At 70.6% G+C, this 17,006-nt stretch carries 20 protein-coding genes; 2 read left to right on the plus strand and 18 right to left on the minus strand.

The window, feature by feature from the left end:
• Window positions 1-67 precede the first annotated feature (67 nt).
• The 4 genes from ACZ63F_RS19760 to ACZ63F_RS19775 are packed head-to-tail and all read right to left on the minus strand — an operon-like array spanning window position 68 to window position 2,907.
• A complete protein-coding gene (locus ACZ63F_RS19760) occupies window positions 68-727 on the minus strand; it encodes a hypothetical protein (RefSeq protein ID WP_469712481.1) in 660 nt (219 codons plus the stop codon).
• Between the two features lies 1 nt (window position 728).
• A complete protein-coding gene (locus ACZ63F_RS19765; protein ID WP_469712483.1) occupies window positions 729-1,355 on the minus strand; it encodes a hypothetical protein in 627 nt (208 codons plus the stop codon).
• On the minus strand, window positions 1,352-2,599 hold the full coding sequence (locus tag ACZ63F_RS19770; RefSeq protein WP_469712484.1) for a hypothetical protein: 1,248 nt from the start codon (window positions 2,597-2,599) through the stop codon (window positions 1,352-1,354). Before ACZ63F_RS19770 ends, ACZ63F_RS19765 begins: the two co-directional genes overlap by 4 nt.
• Entirely contained in the window at window positions 2,596-2,907 is a 312-nt protein-coding gene (locus ACZ63F_RS19775; protein WP_469712485.1) for a hypothetical protein, read from the minus strand. The genes ACZ63F_RS19770 and ACZ63F_RS19775 overlap by 4 nt, the downstream gene beginning before the upstream one ends.
• Window positions 2,908-3,101: 194 nt before the next feature.
• Between ACZ63F_RS19775 and ACZ63F_RS19780 the strand changes: the two genes are divergently transcribed.
• Complete coding sequence (locus ACZ63F_RS19780) at window positions 3,102-3,467, plus strand: DUF192 domain-containing protein (RefSeq protein WP_469712487.1); 366 nt, start codon at window positions 3,102-3,104, stop codon at window positions 3,465-3,467.
• Between the two features lie 63 nt (window positions 3,468-3,530).
• Here the strand turns inward: ACZ63F_RS19780 and ACZ63F_RS19785 are convergent, their stop codons facing one another.
• The 14 genes from ACZ63F_RS19785 to ACZ63F_RS19850 all read right to left on the minus strand — a co-directional run bounded on the left by ACZ63F_RS19785 (window position 3,531) and on the right by ACZ63F_RS19850 (window position 14,828).
• Window positions 3,531-4,160 carry an OmpA family protein gene (locus tag ACZ63F_RS19785; RefSeq protein ID WP_469712489.1) on the minus strand — a complete coding sequence of 210 codons (630 nt, stop codon included), beginning with the start codon at window positions 4,158-4,160 and terminating at the stop codon, window positions 3,531-3,533.
• A gap of 7 nt (window positions 4,161-4,167) precedes the next feature.
• Window positions 4,168-4,755 carry a hypothetical protein gene (locus ACZ63F_RS19790; RefSeq protein WP_469712491.1) on the minus strand — a complete coding sequence of 196 codons (588 nt, stop codon included), beginning with the start codon at window positions 4,753-4,755 and terminating at the stop codon, window positions 4,168-4,170.
• 35 nt (window positions 4,756-4,790) lie between these two features.
• Window positions 4,791-5,372, minus strand: coding sequence for a pilus assembly protein TadG-related protein (locus tag ACZ63F_RS19795; protein WP_469712492.1), 582 nt, complete (start codon window positions 5,370-5,372; stop codon window positions 4,791-4,793).
• Window positions 5,372-5,557: a hypothetical protein gene (locus ACZ63F_RS19800; protein ID WP_352354503.1), complete on the minus strand. Its 186-nt coding sequence runs from the start codon at window positions 5,555-5,557 to the stop codon at window positions 5,372-5,374. The genes ACZ63F_RS19795 and ACZ63F_RS19800 overlap by 1 nt, the downstream gene beginning before the upstream one ends.
• 107 nt (window positions 5,558-5,664) lie before the next feature.
• Complete coding sequence (locus tag ACZ63F_RS19805) at window positions 5,665-6,387, minus strand: response regulator (protein WP_469712494.1); 723 nt, start codon at window positions 6,385-6,387, stop codon at window positions 5,665-5,667.
• Window positions 6,384-7,781 carry a sensor histidine kinase gene (locus tag ACZ63F_RS19810; protein ID WP_469712496.1) on the minus strand — a complete coding sequence of 466 codons (1,398 nt, stop codon included), beginning with the start codon at window positions 7,779-7,781 and terminating at the stop codon, window positions 6,384-6,386. Before ACZ63F_RS19810 ends, ACZ63F_RS19805 begins: the two co-directional genes overlap by 4 nt.
• 24 nt (window positions 7,782-7,805) lie before the next feature.
• Window positions 7,806-8,693: a DUF5936 domain-containing protein gene (locus tag ACZ63F_RS19815; protein ID WP_352354507.1), complete on the minus strand. Its 888-nt coding sequence runs from the start codon at window positions 8,691-8,693 to the stop codon at window positions 7,806-7,808.
• Between the two features lie 33 nt (window positions 8,694-8,726).
• Window positions 8,727-9,671: a type II secretion system F family protein gene (locus ACZ63F_RS19820; RefSeq protein WP_469712497.1), complete on the minus strand. Its 945-nt coding sequence runs from the start codon at window positions 9,669-9,671 to the stop codon at window positions 8,727-8,729.
• A gap of 7 nt (window positions 9,672-9,678) precedes the next feature.
• Window positions 9,679-11,016 (minus strand): CpaF family protein, encoded by a 1,338-nt coding sequence (locus ACZ63F_RS19825; protein WP_469712499.1) that lies wholly within the window; start codon window positions 11,014-11,016, stop codon window positions 9,679-9,681.
• Between the two features lie 19 nt (window positions 11,017-11,035).
• Window positions 11,036-11,389 (minus strand): TadE/TadG family type IV pilus assembly protein, encoded by a 354-nt coding sequence (locus ACZ63F_RS19830; protein WP_469712500.1) that lies wholly within the window; start codon window positions 11,387-11,389, stop codon window positions 11,036-11,038.
• A 1-nt stretch (window position 11,390) separates the two neighbouring features.
• Window positions 11,391-11,720 (minus strand): pilus assembly protein, encoded by a 330-nt coding sequence (locus ACZ63F_RS19835; protein WP_390640663.1) that lies wholly within the window; start codon window positions 11,718-11,720, stop codon window positions 11,391-11,393.
• A gap of 233 nt (window positions 11,721-11,953) precedes the next feature.
• On the minus strand, window positions 11,954-13,216 hold the full coding sequence (locus ACZ63F_RS19840) for an AAA family ATPase (protein ID WP_469712502.1): 1,263 nt from the start codon (window positions 13,214-13,216) through the stop codon (window positions 11,954-11,956).
• A gap of 12 nt (window positions 13,217-13,228) precedes the next feature.
• Window positions 13,229-13,933 carry a Flp pilus assembly protein CpaB gene (cpaB, locus tag ACZ63F_RS19845; protein ID WP_469712503.1) on the minus strand — a complete coding sequence of 235 codons (705 nt, stop codon included), beginning with the start codon at window positions 13,931-13,933 and terminating at the stop codon, window positions 13,229-13,231.
• A 67-nt stretch (window positions 13,934-14,000) separates the two neighbouring features.
• Window positions 14,001-14,828 carry a hypothetical protein gene (locus tag ACZ63F_RS19850; RefSeq protein ID WP_469712531.1) on the minus strand — a complete coding sequence of 276 codons (828 nt, stop codon included), beginning with the start codon at window positions 14,826-14,828 and terminating at the stop codon, window positions 14,001-14,003.
• Window positions 14,829-15,141: 313 nt separating this feature from the next.
• On the opposite strand from ACZ63F_RS19850, the gene ACZ63F_RS19855 reads away from it, so the two are divergent.
• Entirely contained in the window at window positions 15,142-16,866 is a 1,725-nt protein-coding gene (locus ACZ63F_RS19855) for a chitinase (RefSeq protein ID WP_469712505.1), read from the plus strand.
• Window positions 16,867-17,006: the final 140 nt, after the last annotated feature.

Consider the following 17,006-nt stretch of genomic DNA (forward strand, 5'->3'; position numbering starts at 1 on the left):
GGGAGGTATTACCCGGGAGGTGGGATCGTCACAACCGAAATGCGTTCCGGCAGGCGAGGCATCGGTGTCACGGGCCGACAGAGCTGACGTCCGACACACGGACCCCAGCCCGGCGAGCGAGTTCCAGCGCCTGCGGGCCGGCTTTATGGGCGTCGGCGGGGAGACCGGGACGGTAGCTCGGCCGCTGATGGATGACGTAGAGGCGGCGCGGCCCTGGCACCGCGAGCACCGCGGCGAAGCGCGGGTCCCCCGCGAACCAGATCTCCCGTACCTGTGCCTTCCGTTCGGCTTTGGCACGCTTTCCGAGGCGTCCGCCCCACCAGACGGAGCGCACGTGCGAGTGCATCACCATCGTCACCTGCTGGTCCGGCGCCTCCGGGTTGGGGAACTTCAGCCAGGCGTAGCCATTGCGGACGCCGGGGATGTTGCCGATCCCGCTTTCCGGATCCTCGAACATCTGCCAGGGGTACTGACGCAGGATGAGTCGCGCGCGAAGCGCTCCCCTCCAATAGGCCCACTGGAGAAACGTCCGGTAGAACGCGTAGGCCATCGGGGCGAAGAAGAACCACAGGGTCCAGGTGATCGACATGCTCACGTACCACGCCAGCAACGCCACCCAGACAGCAGGCCACAGGGCCTGGCCGAGGGCGGCGCAGCACAGCAGCTTCGTCCAGGCCCGGCGGGTCGCCTGATCTTCCCAGGCCGTCGGATGGGTGGGCGGCGGCATGTCAGTCCTTGTCGGGTACGTCATCGGTTGCATCCGGGAGGGGGTTCTCGAAACTGACCGTACTGGCGATGCCCTTGAGCAGGGCACGGTAGTGCCTCTCTCGTGCGACGGATGTCGTGGCGAGCGAGAGAATGGCGACGCGCCGACCGTCGGGACACGGCACGTAGACCGTGGCCTGGAGCAGTTCGCACGGGGTACTACGGTTCATTTCCGTCGGCGCGGTCGTACGCGTCTGGACGAGCGTGGCAGCGCCGCATGGCAGGTCCAGCATCTCAATGTGCTCGGCGCTCTCCGCGCCGGCTGCCGCGCGAGCCGCGAGTACGCTGCGCGGAGCCCATCCGGTGGCCCGCCAGGCAAGCGTGAAGAGCGACAGCAGCGGACTGGCGTCTCCCTCGTCGTCTGCATGCAGACCAAGGCAGCAGTGGATGGTCCCTGCTCCGCGGAGTAGTTGGGCGAGCCGGAGCACCGGACCGTACGAGGCCAACAACTCGGCCGCCGCTGCCGGTTCGCGCCCTGCGGTCGTCAGTTCCTGCAGGGGAAGCGGGACGAACCCCGGAGGCAAGACGAACCAGATGTCGACGTCCGCGTTCTTGGCCGAAACGTCGATCACGTAGGGGGCGCCGTTCATGAGGCTTCACCGGCGCCGCGCAAGAGGAAGTGAAGGGTGCCCATGGTCGCGGGGACGTCGATGCCCAGGGTTCTGGGTCCGTCGAGGAGGTTGCCGACGGTCTTGGCCGCATCATTGTCCAGGGAGTCGACAAAGCTGCTCGTCACGCCGTAGACGGCTGTACCGGCCCCCAGGATCGTCGCAGGCTTGTCGATCTTCTCCACGACCGGCGCCAGCCTGCCTCCGCACACCCGGGAATGCGCCAGGAAGCTGGCCGCCCCGCCGGCGGCCTCGGCCTCGGACTGGATCGAGGAGCCGACCGTCCTGAGTGCGGTTCCGGCATTGGCTCCGGCTCTCGCCAGTCTCTGCCCGAGAGTCAGAACTTCATCACCGCTTGCCGCGAGCGAAAGCAGTTCGCCCGACTCCCCCACCGAGCGCAGTCCGAGGTAGCTGCCCTTGGCCACCGCCCCCAACCCCGGCAGCATCCCCAGGAAATCCCCCGCGACGCCCAGTAGGTTTCCCCAGAAGTCGATGTCCAGCTCGCCCTTGGTGAAGCCGTCCTGCAGTGACGAGAGGACTTCGGGGTCGCTGACCCGCAGGCCGAAGGCCGCTCCGCTGAGCAGGCCCGCGGCCAGGAACAGCATCCAGGGGGCGACGGCCGTGAGGCCCAGCAGGGCGATCACGCCCAGCACGGCGGCGCACGCGCTGAGGATGTCGGGGAGATTGTCGCCCAGCCAGTCGGTGAACTCGTCCCACGCGCCGGGCTCGTGCGGCGCCAGCCTGTGCGTGGCGTCGCCGATGTGCCGGGCCCGCCTGCGCGCGGTCTCCTCGTGCTCGCCGGCGAGGGCCCGGGCACGCTTCAGCACGTCGTCCAGGTCTCCCCGCGCCGCGTGCAGGGCCGCATGGCCCTGGGCCCGCTGCACGGCCTCGCGGGCCTCCTCGGCCTCGCCTTCGAGCTTCCTCGCGCGCCGCTGGAACTCCTCCAGCTCCGCGCCCCAGAGACCGAGTTGCGTGGCCGCCTTGTCGACGGAGTGGGCGCCGTTCCTGAGGTTGCGCGGCAGTGGGCCGCCCTCCAGTTGCGCACGGAAGGCGACAGCCGCGTCCCCCTCCCAGTAGCTGCCGTTCATCAGCTTCGTGACCTTGGCGTGCGCCTTCTCCATCTCCCTGGCGCAGTCGGACAGCCTGCGGTGGATGTCCCGCACGAGGTCGGTGCTGCCGGGCGCCGGGTCGAAGCCGAGATGGGGGTAGGGACCCGCGACCGTCATGTGCCCCCGCCCCTGTTCCGCGCCTTCTCCAGCGCCTTCTCCAGGGCGACGTCCACCTCGTGGAAGTCGTCCTTCGCCTTCTTCGTGATGTCCGTGAGGTCCCCGATCTGCTCGGCGATCTCCTTCGCCCCGTAGCGCCACTCCTCCTGGAAGCGGTCGCAGGCCTTGTCCAGGCCGTCCGTACCGAGGCCGTCCGCACCCGGTCCGCGCAACGCCTTCTGCAGGGCGGTGAACGACTCCTGCGCCCTCTTCAGGTCCTTGAAGAACCTGTCCAGTTCGGTGCCGTCGATCTTCAGTCGGTCAGCCATGTGCGGTCCTCGTACCGGGCAGGGGATTCACTGGGGGACTCCAGGTTCCAGGCGGGGCCAGTGGTCTCTCGTCCCGCTCAACGATCTCCGCGTGTTCGGGTGACACGTATTCACGCTGCGGACGGGACCTGCCGCCCGCGTTGTGGGTACCGTCGGTGCGAACACCTGCGGGGGAGCCAGGAAAGGGGTGGGGTGTGGGGCGCTGGCGAGACGGCCGGGGAACTTTGCTCGTGCACGGGGACGGGGACCGGGTGGCCGCCGTTCCGCTGGAGATCGCCACTTCGTATCGCGCCCGCACCAAGGGGCTGTTGGGGCGCGACGATCTGGACGGCGCGATCCTGCTCTCCCCCGCCAATGGCATCCATACGTTCCGGATGCGCATGGCGATCGACGTCGCCTACCTGGACCGCCGGCTGAACGTCATCGCCGTGCGGACGATGCCGCCGGGGCGCCTCGGCCGCCCTCGCCTCCGCTCCCGGCATGTGCTGGAGGCGGAAGCGGGGACCATGGCCGGATGGGGACTGAGGACGGGCGCGCGAGTGACGGTCGAGGTGGAGTAGGGGCTGGCGGCCCGCGCTCCAGGAACTGTCACCACAACCGCCCATAGCCAAGGCTGGCGGCACTCAGCTCTCCGTCCGCGGGAACGTCACCTCCACCCGGCGGTTCTTCTTGCGCCCCTCCTCCGTCGAGTTGTCGGCGATCGGGTACTGCTCGCCGTAGCCGCGGACGTCGAAGGTGATGTTCGGGTCGTTCAGGTCCTGGTCCAGGACGCCCTGTACGGCGTTGGCGCGCTGGCGGGAGAGGACGTCTCCGTGGGCCGAGGTGCCCAGGTTGTCGGTGAAGCCGAAGACGCGGACCTGGGTCGGGTTCTGCTTCCTGATCTCGTCCGCGATCGCCCCGATCCGTGCCTTCGCCGCCTCGCTCAGCTTCGCGCTGTCCTTGCTGAACAGCACCTCGGCCTGGAGGGCGAACGTCACGTCCGCGTTGGTGTCCTCCCGCCGTTCGTTACCGCTCTGGTCCTCGACGACCGACTTGATGTCCAGGACCTTGGGCTCGGCCAGGGTGGCGCCCTCGGGGAGCTTCAGGTCGGGATCGGTCGGGTCGATCTTGACGGGGGCGGAGGCGGAGGGTTCCGTGCCCGGCGGAACGCTCGGGTCGCCGCCGTCGGCACGGGCGGTCGTCGCGCCGCAGAGATTCGTGGCGAGCAGGAGCGCCGCGGCGCCCAGCGTCAGGGGGAGGCGTGGAGTGGTCACTTCGGCCTCACCCGGAGATCTTGATGGTGCCGCTGGAGAAGGTGGGGAGTTGGAGGGTGACCTCGGTGGTGTCGGCCGGTGGGGCGGGGAACTGCATGAAGACGGGGATGGTCTGGCCGGCGTCGATCGAGGACAGATCGGTCGTGGTGAGCGGGCGGCCGTCAGTGTCCCGAAGCACGTAGTACCGCTTCTTTCCCTTGGAGTCCACGAGGGTGGCGCCACCGAACGACGTACCGTGCTGGACGATCTCCGTTTCGTCACCCCGTAGGGCCACGGGGACCACGACCGACTGGGAACCGTCGTTCTTCAGGTTCGCGTTGACGGTGAGGAATCCGCCTGAGTCCCGGACGGCGGAGGTCACTTGGAGGATCAGGCCGGAAGGGCCGTTGAGTTCGGCGAGGGGCGCGGCGGACTGCCCCTCCTGCGCACTCGGCTGAGACCCGCCGCTCGGGGAGGCCGATGCCGACGCGCCCGGCTTCTTGCCGCCGTCGTCATCACCACCGCCGCCGCATCCGGCCGCGCCGAGCGCCAGACCAGCTGTGACGGCCAGTGCGACCATCCCCCTGCGAGCCTTCGCAGTGAACCGAATGCTCATCACTCCGCTTCCTTCTTCACTCGTCGATTCGCATGTCAGTCGGCCAGATGGACGTCGAAGAGGTCCTCGGGTCCCGGGAGATCGGCAAGGTCGCCGGGGTCCAGCTCCCAGTTCCGGTCCTTGCAAGTGAGTTCGGGGAGGGCACTGCCACCACCGGTGAGCGTGAATGTGCAGAGCGGCTCTATCACGGCCGTGGCCTGAGCCGTCGACTTCATGTTCTCGGTGCCCGGAACGACGGAGTCGCCCACGGTCTTGTTCGTCTCGGCGTCGACCTTGTAACTCAGCGGCGGTTCGGCCGTGCACTGAGCCGTAGCGTCGTTCTGTGAGGCCAGCTGGGCGGCGCGCCAGCAGGAGTCCGCGACGTCCACCTTGCCGTCGAAGATGTCCTGCCACTTGGTCGGGTCGCGTACGTCCTGCACCCACTGGTCCGCAAGCTCGTCTCGCGTGTTCAGGGCCGCAGCGAGGGCCGCAGCGTCGGCGGCCGTCTGGGCACCGTTCCGGTTCACCGCGGCCTGGCCGACCGCGAGGTACGCGAGCGCGAGAAAGAGCAGGCCCCCCACTACCGTGATGTAGATGGGGAAGGCCTGCCCTGAATCGCCGTAACGGCGAACACGCATCACACGATTTTGTCGATCTGTGCCAGGATTTTCTCCAGAATGTGGCTGCCGATGCTGGTACCGGTCACCGCCAGCACGATCGCCACCACCACCGCGATGATCCCCAGGTACTCGACCGCGGTCTGGCCCCGGTCGTCGGCACGGCGCTGCATTGCGACAAGCATCCGCAGCATCAGGTTGCTCATGGTGCTCCCCTCCGGGTTCGGTTCCGATCCTGGCAGCGTAGGGCGGAACATACCCGTTGGCGGAGGGTCCGGGGGCCCAAATCCGGACCCAGTTCACCCGGTTCATCTCAGGCCACCCCCAGCCACTTGGCCGTCGCCTGGGCGCGGGTGGTGGTGTGGAGTTTGGCGAAGATGCGGTTGATGTGGTTCTTGACCGTCTTCTCGCTGATGAAGCAGACGGCGGCGATCTGCTGGTTGTTCATGCCGGACGCGATGAGGTCCATGATCTCCGCCTCCCTGCCGCTCAGTTGAAACCGGGACTGGGATGACTGTCCCACGGGTGGTTGCAATTGCGAAAGGTGGCGGGCGGTAAAATCCCTACGGGGAGCAGTAGATTCCAGTTCAGTGTGTGCAGTTGCGTTTCCTCTGACATGCGCCAGCAACGCGTTCGTCGCCGTCGGTGTGAAGTGCGGGCGGCCCCGGCCCACGTCCCGTACCGCCTCGGTCAGCTGCTGTGTCGTGAACTCGCCGTGGACCAGGTAGCCCCCGGCGCCGAGCCGGACCGCCTCCTGCACGAGGGCCGTCTCGTCGCTGTACGTCAGCATCATGACCGGGGCGACACGGACCAGGTGGGGCAGGGCCGCGATGCCGTCCACGCCGGGCATGCGGACGTCCAGGAGGATGACGTCGGGGCGGTGGCGCAGGGCCGCCTCGCAGGCCGCGCGGCCGTCCTCGGCCTCCGCCACCACCGTGAGGTCGTCCGCCGCGGAGAGGACGGCGGTCAGGCCCGCGCGGATCACCGGGTTGTCGTCGGCCACCAGGACGCGCAGTGGCCTTGTCGCGTCGGTCATGTCAGTGGCACCTCCACTCGGACCTCCGTGCCCTCGCCGGTGGTCAGCTGGATGCGGGCGCCCACCGCCGCCGCTCGTTCCGTCATGCCGAGCAGGCCGAAGTGGCCGGTGCGGCGCAGGTCTTCGAGGGACCTGTCCGCGGGCAGGCCCCGGCCGTCGTCGTGGATCGTCACCACCAGGTGGGTGGGGGTGGTGGCGGCCCGTACGTCGACTCTCGTCGCTTGTGCGTGACGGTGCGCGTTCTCCAGGGCTTCCGCCGCGATGCCCAGCAGCTGGCGGGCGGTGGGGGGCGGGAGCGGGACCGGGGCGGCGGGGCCGTCGTACCGGGCGGGCAGGGCCGTACGCGCGGCGAAGCCGGTGGTCAGTGACTCCAGTTGGGACAGTACGTCGGCCTCCGGCCCGCCGCGCAGGTCCGTCAGGAGCTCGCGGGACTCCTCCGCCGCCCGGCGGGCCGCCCTGGCCAGCAGGTCCGCCTGCTGCCTGATCAGGGCCGGGTCCAGGCGGTCCGGGGAGACGGCGACCGACGCCGCGAGGCCGTCGGCGACCAGCGCGACGCCGTACAGCGTCTTGGTCACCGAGTCGTGCATCTCGCGGGCCAGCCGGGCGCGTTCCGCGCTCGCCGCCTCGGTCGCGGCCAGGCGGGCCCGGGTCTCGGTCAGGGCCTCGGTGGCGGCGCCGAAGCGGAGCATCAGGTTGCGCAGGGTCGAGCCCATCGCGCCAGTGATGACACAGAGGCCGGGGAGGAGGAGGGACTCGGCCGGTGCGGAGTGGTGCCGCAGCGCTTCCTGGGCCACCAGGAGGATCAGCGACTGGAGGGAGGCGAAGACCGCCGCTCCGCGCCAGCTGTAGAGGAGGCCGGCGAGGAGGGGGGTGCAGACGCTGACGTACGCGAGGGTGGTGTCGGGGCCCGCCGAGATCAGGAGGAGGGAGCCGAAGAGGGTGTCGGCGGCCAGGAGGCCGGGGTGGCGCAGGAGGAGGGGGCCGAAGCGCTGCCAGTCCCGGAAGAGGACGTAGGAGACCATGAACGTGACGACCACGGCCGAGCCGACCAGGCGGACGCCCAGGCCGGGGCTGGCGTTGAGGAGGGCGGCCGGGGTCGCCACGGCGATCATCGCCAGGCGGAGGCCGAAGACCTGCCGGCACAGCGCCTGGAGGGCACGGACCTCGACCTTCGCACCGTCCACGCCGACAACGACGGACGCGTCGCCCCCGCCGGGAACGACGGTCGCGCCGCCCGCTTCGGCCACGCCGTCCGGTCCGGTCGCGCCGCCCGCTTCGGTCGCGTCGCCCGCTTCGGTCGCGCCGTCCGGTCCGGTCGCGTCGCCCGCTTCGGCCGCGCCGTCCGCTCCGGTCGCGCGGGGCGCGGTCTTCTCCTCGTCCTCGCTGGTCGCCACGGTCGTCACCTCCGCCTGCTCCCCCTACTTACCCGTGACCGACCCGAAGTCGACCCCGGAGCCGAGCAGCAGGCCCGCGGCCAGCAGCAGCATCGTCGCCGGGACCATGAACGTGGTGATCATGAGGGTGGCCCTAGGTACCGCGCGGGCCGCCTTGCGGCGGGCGTTCTGGGCGTCGGTGCGGCGCATGTCCTTGGCGAGCGCGACCAGGGTGTCGACGATCGGCGCGCCCAGTTCCTCGCCCTGCTGGAGTGCCGTCACGAACATCGCCACCTGTTCGGAGTCGTTGCGCCGGCGGAGTTCCGCGAAGGCCTGGCGGCGGCTCATGCCGAGGTCCATCTGGCGGAGGGTGATGCGCAGTTCGTCGGCCCACGGGCCCTCGTAGTGCGTGGCCACCCGGTCCAGGGCCTGCCGGAAGCCGAGGCCGGCGCCGACCACCACGGCGAGGACGTCGAGGAAGTCCGGGAGGGTGCGTTCGATGACGTCCTTGCGCAGGCGGATCGCCGACCAGATGCCGACCTCCGTCCAGAACGCGCCGAAGAGGAGGAGCAGGACCGCCACCAGCCACTGGCCGCGCAGGAGGAAGACCAGGAAGCCGGTGCCGCCCAGGGCGCCGTAGACGGCGCGGCGGGCCGCGTAGCGGTCGATCGTGAGGCCGCCGGGGTTGCCCGCCAGGTCGATCCTGCGGCGGTACTTGGCCACCTGGCGCGGGCCCATCAGGCGCAGAACGGCGGGTGCGTACCGCATGCCCATGCGGTCGACGAGGGAGTTGGCGGCGCCGGTGCGGGTGGCGCCCACCTCCAGGGCGATCGCCAGGTCGGAGGGGAGCTTGGCGTCCGCGCGGTACATGCGGACGCCCGCGAAGACGCCGTAGACGGCGAGGGCCATGAGGAGGGCCAGGAGGAGTGCCATGTGACATACCACCTCTACCTATACGTCGAGTGCCTAGACGTCGATGCGGCTCAGGCGGCGGATGAGGACGAACCCGATGACGTACAGCCCGAAGGCGATGATCACGGCCGCCTGGCCGAGGCCGGTGCCCGTCATGCGGGCCAGGGTGCCGTCCTTGACCCCGTTCATGAGGAACAGGGCGCCGACGCCGAGGACCGGGACGGCGTACGACGTCATCGTGACCTGGGAGAGCTGGGTGCGGATCTCGCGTCGGGTCTCCTTGCGCTCCTCCAGGGTCTCGGTGAGGTTGCGCAGGGCGGAGACGACCTGGCCGCCGGCCCGGTTGGAGAGGACCAGCGTGGTGACGAGGACGACCAGTTCGCGGGAGGGGAGCCGGTCGGCGAGCTCGCCGAGCGCGTCGTCCATGGAGTGGCCGATCGCCAGCTGGTCGGCGACCTTGCCGAGTTCCTCGCCGGCCGGGGCCTCCAGCTCCTCCGCGGCCATGCCGATCGCGGTGCGCAGGGCGAGACCGGCGTGGGTGGCGTTGGCCAGGATGCGGGCCAGTTCGGGGAGTTGGCCGATGAACCGCTCGATGCGTTTCTGCCGTTGCCAGTTGAGGAACTGGACGGCGGCGAAGACGCCGAGCAGGCCGGCGATCGGGCCGAAGAAGGGGGCGAGGGCGGCCTGGCCGATGAGCCAGAGGGCCACGACGGCGGCGAGCAGGTAGACGAGGAACTCGCCGGGCGTCACGTCCAGGCCCGTCGCCGCCAGCCGGAGTTCCAGGCGGCGGCCGACCGAGGTGCCGCGCAGGCGGCGGTCCAGGTTGCGGAACCGGCGCCGGCGGCCGGTGGGCGGGGCCTGGCCGGTGTAGGAGAGGCGGTCCACCAGGGCGGCGCGCTGGGCCCGGCCGGAGGCGTAGGTGTGCAGGCCCACCACGGCCAGCAGGCAGGCCAGCAGGGTGATGCCGGTGGTGAGGGTGACGAGGTCGTGGAGGGACATGGGCCGCCTACCGGGCTTCTCGGGTGGTGAGCTGGTCGAGGTGCTGGGCCACGCCGAAGGCCTGCGGGACGGGCTGGCTCGCCATGTACAGGCGGTCGGCGGTGCGCCGCGGGAGCGGGAAGTACTGGAAGGCGCCGAAGACCCGCCCGTCGTGGGTCATGGGCTGGGCGTCGAAGCGTGCCACGGTCGCCAGCCGGTACGGCTCGCTGCCGTGGCTGTCGAGCATCGCGATCTCGGTGATCCGGCGGGCGCCGTCGGCGAACCGGGTCAGCTGGACGATGACCTCGACCGCGCTGTTGATCTGGTCGTGCAGGGCGACGAAGGGGACCTCGACGTCCGACATGGAGGACAGTGTCTGCAGCCGGGTCAGGGCGTCCTCGGCGCTGTTGGCGTGGACGGTGGCGAGCGAGCCGTCGTGGCCGGTGGACATGGCCTGGAGCATGTCCAGGGCCTCGCCGCCGCGGACCTCGCCGACCACGATCCGGTCGGGGCGCATCCGCAGGGAGTTGCGGACCAGGTCGCGGATGGTGACCTGGCCCTTGCCCTCGACGTTCGCCGGGCGGGCCTCCAGGCGGACCACGTGGCTCTGCTGGAGCTGGAGTTCGGCGGAGTCCTCGATGGTGATGATGCGTTCGTGGGCCGGGATCAGGCCGGACAGGGCATTGAGGAGGGTGGTCTTCCCGGTGCCGGTGGCGCCGGAGACGATGATGTTGAACTTCGCCTGCACCAGGCCCGCCAGCAGGAACACCATGTGCTCGTCGAGCGAGCCGAAGCCGATCAGTTCCTGGAGGGTGTAGGAGCGGGGGAAGCGGCGGATGGTGAGGGTGGGGCCGGTCAGGGAGAGCGGCGGGATGATGACGTTGACGCGTTCGCCGGAGGGGAGGCGGGCGTCGACCATCGGGTTCGACTCGTCGACGCGGCGGTTGACGGTGGAGACGATGCGTTCGATGGTCTGCATCAGCTGGTCCGCCGAGACGAAGCGAAGGGGCAGCTGTTCGACGCGGCCGCCGCGTTCGACGAAGATCGCGTCCGGGCCGTTCACCATGATCTCCGTGATCGAGGCGTCTTCGAGGAGCGGTTCCAGGATGCCGAGGCCGAGGGCCTCGTCGACGACGCGGCGGATCAGCTGGGAGCGTTCGACGGTCGACAGGACCGGGCCCTCGCGGCTGATGATGTGGCCGAGGACGCGTTCGAGCCGGGCCCGGCGCTCGGCGGCGGCCAGCGCGCTCATCTCCGCGAGGTCGATCTCCTCCAGGAGCTTGGCCCGGTAGGAGGAGACCAGGTGGCCGTCCTCGCCCCGGCTGCCGTGCTCCTCGGGGGAGTTGATACGTGCCCGCAGGCTCATGGTGGTCCGTGCTCCTCGTTCAGTGGTCGACGGGCATCGTGGCGGACTTGGTGGCGTTGCCGAGGTCCCAGACGATCCTGGGGATGTGGACCGTGGCGGTGACGGTGACCGAGTCGCCGCCGCCGGAGGTCGCGCAGCTCACGTCGATCCCGCTGCTGACCGCGGACGAGCAGGCGGCGCCGGCGTCCTGCCGCAGCGAGGCGGCGCGGGCCCCCGCCCGCGCCGCCGTACCGGCCTGCTCGGCGGCGTAGGCGACGGCGCCGAGCTGGATGCCGGCCAGGCCGACGATCAGGAGGATCGGGAGGAAGCCGAGGTACTCGACGGCGACCTGGCCGCGGTCGCGGTGCTGCCGGCGTGGAGGACGGGGGTGCATGTCAGTTCTTCACCTCCTCGACCGTGCCGGCGTGGCCGTGCACGGTGACGGGGAAGTCGATGGAGCCGGGGAAGAGGACCGGGACGCGCAGGGAGACGTCCGCGGTCACCGTGCCGGTGCCGCCGCACCGGTCCACCGTGGCGCCGTCCCGCCAGGCGCCGGAGAGGTCCTCCAGCGCGGCGCGCTCGCAGACGCCGAAGCGTTCGCCCCGGGGGACGGCGGTGCCCGCACGTACGCCCTCGTCGGCGGCGTTGCCCGCGAGGGTGAAGGCGTAGCCGACGAGGACGGCCTGCCACATGAGCACGAGGGTGAGGATGATGACCGGGGTCATGCCGAGGAGTTCGATGCTGACCTGGCCGCGGTCGCGCAGGAGGGGGGCGCCGGGTCGTCGGTCGGGTGCGGCCCGGTGGGGGTTGCTCGCGCAGTTCCCCGCGCCCCTACGGGGCGCTTCAAGGAGGCGCCCCTTCGACGCGCCCCAAAGGGGCGCGGGGAACTGCGCGCTCAGCCCCCACGCACCGGCACGCGACCTACGACCTGCCGCTCCCGAACCCGACCCACCGCCTCTCACGGCAGCTCCCTCCGCCGCCGGAACCCCACCGCCGCCCGCTCCCCGCCCCGGGCCCGTGGCCCGGACCGGCGTGGCGGCGTGCCCTCCGCCGACCTGACCAGCCCCAGCTCCCCGGCCAGCCCCCAGATCGCCTGCTTCACCGTGCTCCGCGAGTCCAGTTCGTGCATCCGGCCCGCGTCCACCGCGCCCTGGAGCTCCTTGAAGTTCGCCGGGATCGCGGTCCCCGCCAGCGCCGTTCCGGTGATGCGCTGGATCAGCGGCGGCTGGATCTCGGTGGCGCGCGTGTGCCGGTTGACGACCACCGTCGTCTCCTCGGCCTTGCGGATCTGCAGCCGGTCCCACATCCGTACCGTGCGCTTCGCCGCGCGGACGGCGACCACGTCCGGTGTGGTGACGAGGAGCGCCAGGTCGGCGGTCTCCACGGCCGCCGCGCCCGCCCCGCCGAGCTGGGCGCCGCAGTCGACGACCACCACCTCGTAGCGGGAGCGCAGGGCGCTGAGGATCTGGCGGGCGGCGCGGTCGGTGACCTCCTCGCCGCGTTCGCCCTCGGCGGGCGCGAGGAGCAGGGCGAGTCCCGAGTCGTGGCGGAAGACGGCCTCGGCCATGACCCGCGGGGAGATGTCGCCCACCGCGGCGAGGTCGGCGACCGAGCGCCGGAACTGGACGTCCAGGTAGGAGGCGACGTCCCCGGTCTGCAGGTCGAGGTCGACGAGGGCGGTGGAGTGCCCCGAGGCCTGCGCGGCGAGGGCGATCTGGACCGCGACGAGGGTGGCGCCGGTGCCGCCCTTCGCGCCGCTGACGGTGACGACGGTGCCTCCGACGCCGGCGAAGACGTCGGCGCCGTGGCCGAGATGGCGCCGTACCCCCGTGGACCACTGGGCGACGGCCTGGACGCGCCCGGCCAGCTCCTCGTAGCTCAGCGGGAGGCCGACCAGGCCGCGGGCGCCGGAGTCCATGGCGGCGGCGAACAGGCCGGGGCTGGTGTCGGTGGTGACCAGGACGACGCCCACGGCGGGGAAGCGCAGGGCGACCTCGCGGATCAGTTCCAGCGCCGGGACGGGGCCGATGCGTTCGTGGACGACGACGACCTCGGGGAGTTCGTCGACGGACTCGGCGGCGGACCGGGCGAGGGTGTCGACGAGCTGGGTGGAGTCGACGACGGGGGGCAGCGGTTCGGTGTCCGGGAGCTGGCTGAGCAGGGAGACCAGGGAGCGGACGGCGTCCGCGTCACCGACGGCGGGGAGGATCCTGATGGGCATGGAGGGCGCCTCTCACTTGTCCGTCGCGAGTTCGTAGGTGCGGTCCTTGTCCGGCACGGTGGTCGTCGTACCGGGCGCGACCAGGGCGAGCCGGACCCGCTGGGCGAAGGACTCCGCGTAGGTGAGGCGCTGGGCGTCGAGCGTGGACAGCGCGAAGGTGATGGGGACGGCGTCGCTGGGCTGCTGGTTCCTGTTGTCCGGGTCGACGTAGCTGAGCTGGGCGCCGACGTCCAGGACCCGGGCGTTGGTCACGATGATCTTCGACTGGTCGGGGGCGCTCTGCTGCTTGCCCTCGAAGGTGGCGTAGACGTTGACCCGCGAGCCCGGGGTGATCTTGCCGGCCACCCCGGTGGCCGCGTCGATCATGATGGCGACCTCCTGCTCGCCGGGCTTCAGCTCGGGCTGGTCGACGATCATGTCGGTCTGGAGCAGCGAGCCCTTCTTCAGCGCGGTGACCGCGATCTTGCCCTGGATCTGGCTGAGGCTGGTGACGGCGTTGGCGGACAGCCAGCGCTTGGGCAGCGAGATCTTCTTGAACTGGCTCGGGTTCAGCGTGGTGTACGGCGTGACGTCGGAGCGGAGTTCGTACGCGGTGACCTTGGGACCGACCTCGGACTTCGCGTCGTCGATGACCGAGAGCACGCCGGCGAACGCGGCGAGCGCGCAGAGCACCGACAGGATCAGGAGTATCACGCCGCGGCGCTGACGGGAGTTCATGGACCGTGCGACCTCATCGGGGAAGCGGGGAGGGGTGGGGGAACCGAGCGATGGCGGGAGGTACGGGTCAGGCGGGCGTCCGCTGTTCCAGCGCGCGGGGCGCCGGCGGGTCGTAGTCGGGCGGGGTGGCGGAGCAGAAGACGCAGCGGTCGCCGATGACGTCGATGCCGCACCAGTGGCAGCTGGTCTGCCGTACCGAGGTGACCAGTTGGTAGAGGACGGACAGGTCGGCGAGGTAGCTGGTGAACTCGATCATCCGGCCGGTGCCCCACCACACGGCGGACTCGGCGGGCAGCGGGGTCTCGCGCAGGCCGTGCGCGCCCCAGGACTTGGCGAGGCCGCCGATCCAGTCGGACTGCAGCTGCCCCCGGGCGACCAGCATCCAGGTGCTGAACTCGGGGCCGTTCAGGACGGCCTCGGGGGCGATCCGGACCAGTTGCGGCTCGGGGTGGGCGACGACCCCGAAGTGGGTGCCGGGCATCCAGGACTTGGCGTGCGCCTTGAGGCCGACCGGGACGCGGTCCAGCTTGGCGACGGAGCCGAGGACGGCGCCGGAGTGGATGTAGTGGGTGAGCAGCCGGCCGGCCGACGCGAGGACGCCGGGGCTGAGGTCGCAGGAGGCCAGCTGGCGCAGCTGCCGGGCCAGGACGGCGATGCCGAGCGGCGGCAGGCCGGGGCGGAACAGCGCGATGCGGTCGCTCTCCAGGAGGGAGCGGAGGGTGTGCAGGCGCCGGACCACGGCCTCGGGCACGGCGTCCGAGTACACGACGACCACGTACCCGTACTGCTCGATGAGGGCCACGAACTCGGCGAGGGTGTGGTCGAGGGGCCGCTGGTCGAGGTCCTTCAGGACGACCGCGGGCATCGTCCGCTCGTCCTGGACGGGCAGCGCCATGTCGGCACTGGTCACGGCAATGGCAGTTGGCACGCGCAGCTCCCCGCTCTTCCCACCCGGCGGCCCACCGGCGTTACTCCAATGAGCCGGGACGACTTCATTGCGTGACTTCCTCAGCACTGTAACCACGCGCCTGTGACCGGAGAACAGCGTTTGTGCAGCTGTCTGGGATCCGTGACCACACAAGTGACGTCAAAACTGGACAGGTTGCGCATATGACCGGGGCTCGTTCGGCCCCGCGGGAGCTTCCCGGACCTTTGAATTTGGTCTGGACCTATTGACACGTGAATTGGTCTGGACCACCTTGATTGTCATGCCCAGACTCATCCCCCGGCTCGCGTCCCGGCATGCCGGACAGCGACGCATCCGCATCTGGTCGGCCGTGGCCTCCCTCGCCACGGCACTCGCGATGGCGGGCCTGGCCTCCGCGCCGGCCTCCGCCGCCGACGTCAACAACGTGAAGAACCCCGGCTTCGAGTCGGGTCTGTCCAACTGGACCTGCTCCGCGGGCAGCGGGACCACGGTCTCCTCCCCCGTGCACTCCGGCGCCGCCGCCCTGAAGGCGACCCCGGCCGGGCAGGACTACGCCCAGTGCAGCCAGACGGTGGCGGTGAAGGCCAACTCGACCTACACGCTCAGCGCGTGGGTGCAGGGCTCCTACACCTACCTCGGGGTGACCGGCACCGGCACCACGGACGTGTCGACCTGGACCCCGAACACGTCCTGGACGCAGCTGTCGACGACCTTCACCACCGGCGCCTCGACCACCTCGGTGACGGTCTGGACGCACGGCTGGTACGGCCAGGCCGCCTACTACGCCGACGACGTCTCGGTCTACGGCCCCGACGGCGGGGGCGGCTCCGACCCGGCCCCGACCGTCCCGGCGACCCCGACCGGCCTCGCGGTCTCGGGTACGACGTCGTCCTCCGCCTCCCTCTCCTGGAGCGCGGTGTCGGGCGCGACCGGCTACAACGTCTACCAGAACGGCACCAAGGTCTCCGCGGTCACCGGCGCCTCGGCGACGGTCACCGGGCTCGCGGCCTCGACGTCGTACTCGTTCCAGGTCACCGCGACCAACTCGGCGGGTGAGTCGGCGAAGTCGTCGGCGGTGACGGCGACCACGACCGCGTCCGGCGGCAACGGCGGCGGCTCGCTGCCCAAGCACGCGGTGACGGGCTACTGGCAGAACTTCAACAACGGCGCCACCGTCCAGAAGATCTCCGACGTGCCGTCCTCGTACGACATCATCGCCGTCGCCTTCGCGGACGCGACCAGCACACCGGGCGCGGTGAGCTTCACCCTCGACTCCTCCGGGCTCGGCGGCTACACGGTCGACCAGTTCAAGGCCGACATCAAGGCCAAGCAGGCGGCCGGCAAGAAGGTCATCATCTCGATCGGCGGCCAGAACGGCACGATCTCGGTGAGCGACTCGGCCTCCGCGACGAACTTCGCCAACTCCGTGTACTCGCTGATGCAGACGTACGGCTTCGACGGCGTCGACATCGACCTGGAGAACGGCATCAACGCGACCTACATGAGCCAGGCACTGCGCTCGCTGTCGTCGAAGGCGGGCTCCTCGCTGATCATCACGATGGCCCCGCAGACGATCGACATGCAGTCGACGTCCAACGGGTACTTCCAGACGGCCCTGAACATCAAGGACATCCTCACGGTCGTCAACATGCAGTACTACAACAGCGGTTCGATGCTGGGCTGCGACGGCAAGGTGTACAGCCAGGGCTCGGTGGACTTCCTGACCGCGCTCGCCTGCATCCAGCTGCAGGGCGGTCTGTCGCCGTCCCAGGTGGGCCTCGGCCTGCCGGCGTCGACCAGCGCGGCGGGCAGCGGCTACGTGTCGCCCACCGTCGTCAACAACGCCCTCGACTGCCTGACCAAGCTCACCAACTGCGGTTCGTTCAAGCCGTCGACGGCCTACCCCGGCCTGCGGGGCGCCATGACCTGGTCGACCAACTGGGACGCGTCCGCCGGGAACGCGTGGTCGTCCTCGGTGGGCGCCCACGTGCACGCCCTGCCGTAACCCCTGCCCGGGTCCCGGGGGGCGGGGTGGAGGAGGGGGGGTAGGAGGGGGGGGGGGACAGGAGTCGCCAGGTTGTTCCCGCGTGCAGGGTGTTTCAGTGTGCGGTGGGCGGGGCCCTTCCCTCTTCCCCCGCCCCCCCC

The sequence above is a fragment of the Streptomyces sp. NPDC104761 genome, assembly GCF_055583445.1.

Excerpts from the sequence above, each read along its gene's own strand:
- ACZ63F_RS19850 (WP_469712531.1), bottom strand. The coding sequence starts at position 14,828 with ATGGCGCTGCCCGTCCAGGACGAGCGGACGATGCCCGCGGTCGTCCTG.
- ACZ63F_RS19825 (WP_469712499.1), bottom strand. The coding sequence starts at position 11,016 with ATGAGCCTGCGGGCACGTATCAACTCCCCCGAGGAGCACGGCAGCCGG.
- ACZ63F_RS19805 (WP_469712494.1), bottom strand. The coding sequence starts at position 6,387 with ATGACCGACGCGACAAGGCCACTGCGCGTCCTGGTGGCCGACGACAAC.
- ACZ63F_RS19760 (WP_469712481.1), bottom strand. The coding sequence starts at position 727 with ATGCCGCCGCCCACCCATCCGACGGCCTGGGAAGATCAGGCGACCCGC.
- ACZ63F_RS19840 (WP_469712502.1), bottom strand. The coding sequence starts at position 13,216 with ATGCCCATCAGGATCCTCCCCGCCGTCGGTGACGCGGACGCCGTCCGC.
- ACZ63F_RS19815 (WP_352354507.1), bottom strand. The coding sequence starts at position 8,693 with ATGGCACTCCTCCTGGCCCTCCTCATGGCCCTCGCCGTCTACGGCGTC.
- ACZ63F_RS19855 (WP_469712505.1), top strand. The coding sequence starts at position 15,142 with ATGCCCAGACTCATCCCCCGGCTCGCGTCCCGGCATGCCGGACAGCGA.
- ACZ63F_RS19770 (WP_469712484.1), bottom strand. The coding sequence starts at position 2,599 with ATGACGGTCGCGGGTCCCTACCCCCATCTCGGCTTCGACCCGGCGCCC.
- ACZ63F_RS19800 (WP_352354503.1), bottom strand. The coding sequence starts at position 5,557 with ATGAGCAACCTGATGCTGCGGATGCTTGTCGCAATGCAGCGCCGTGCC.
- ACZ63F_RS19775 (WP_469712485.1), bottom strand. The coding sequence starts at position 2,907 with ATGGCTGACCGACTGAAGATCGACGGCACCGAACTGGACAGGTTCTTC.
- ACZ63F_RS19820 (WP_469712497.1), bottom strand. The coding sequence starts at position 9,671 with ATGTCCCTCCACGACCTCGTCACCCTCACCACCGGCATCACCCTGCTG.
- ACZ63F_RS19835 (WP_390640663.1), bottom strand. The coding sequence starts at position 11,720 with ATGACCCCGGTCATCATCCTCACCCTCGTGCTCATGTGGCAGGCCGTC.
- ACZ63F_RS19795 (WP_469712492.1), bottom strand. The coding sequence starts at position 5,372 with ATGCGTGTTCGCCGTTACGGCGATTCAGGGCAGGCCTTCCCCATCTAC.
- cpaB (WP_469712503.1), bottom strand. The coding sequence starts at position 13,933 with ATGAACTCCCGTCAGCGCCGCGGCGTGATACTCCTGATCCTGTCGGTG.
- ACZ63F_RS19765 (WP_469712483.1), bottom strand. The coding sequence starts at position 1,355 with ATGAACGGCGCCCCCTACGTGATCGACGTTTCGGCCAAGAACGCGGAC.
- ACZ63F_RS19830 (WP_469712500.1), bottom strand. The coding sequence starts at position 11,389 with ATGCACCCCCGTCCTCCACGCCGGCAGCACCGCGACCGCGGCCAGGTC.
- ACZ63F_RS19790 (WP_469712491.1), bottom strand. The coding sequence starts at position 4,755 with ATGAGCATTCGGTTCACTGCGAAGGCTCGCAGGGGGATGGTCGCACTG.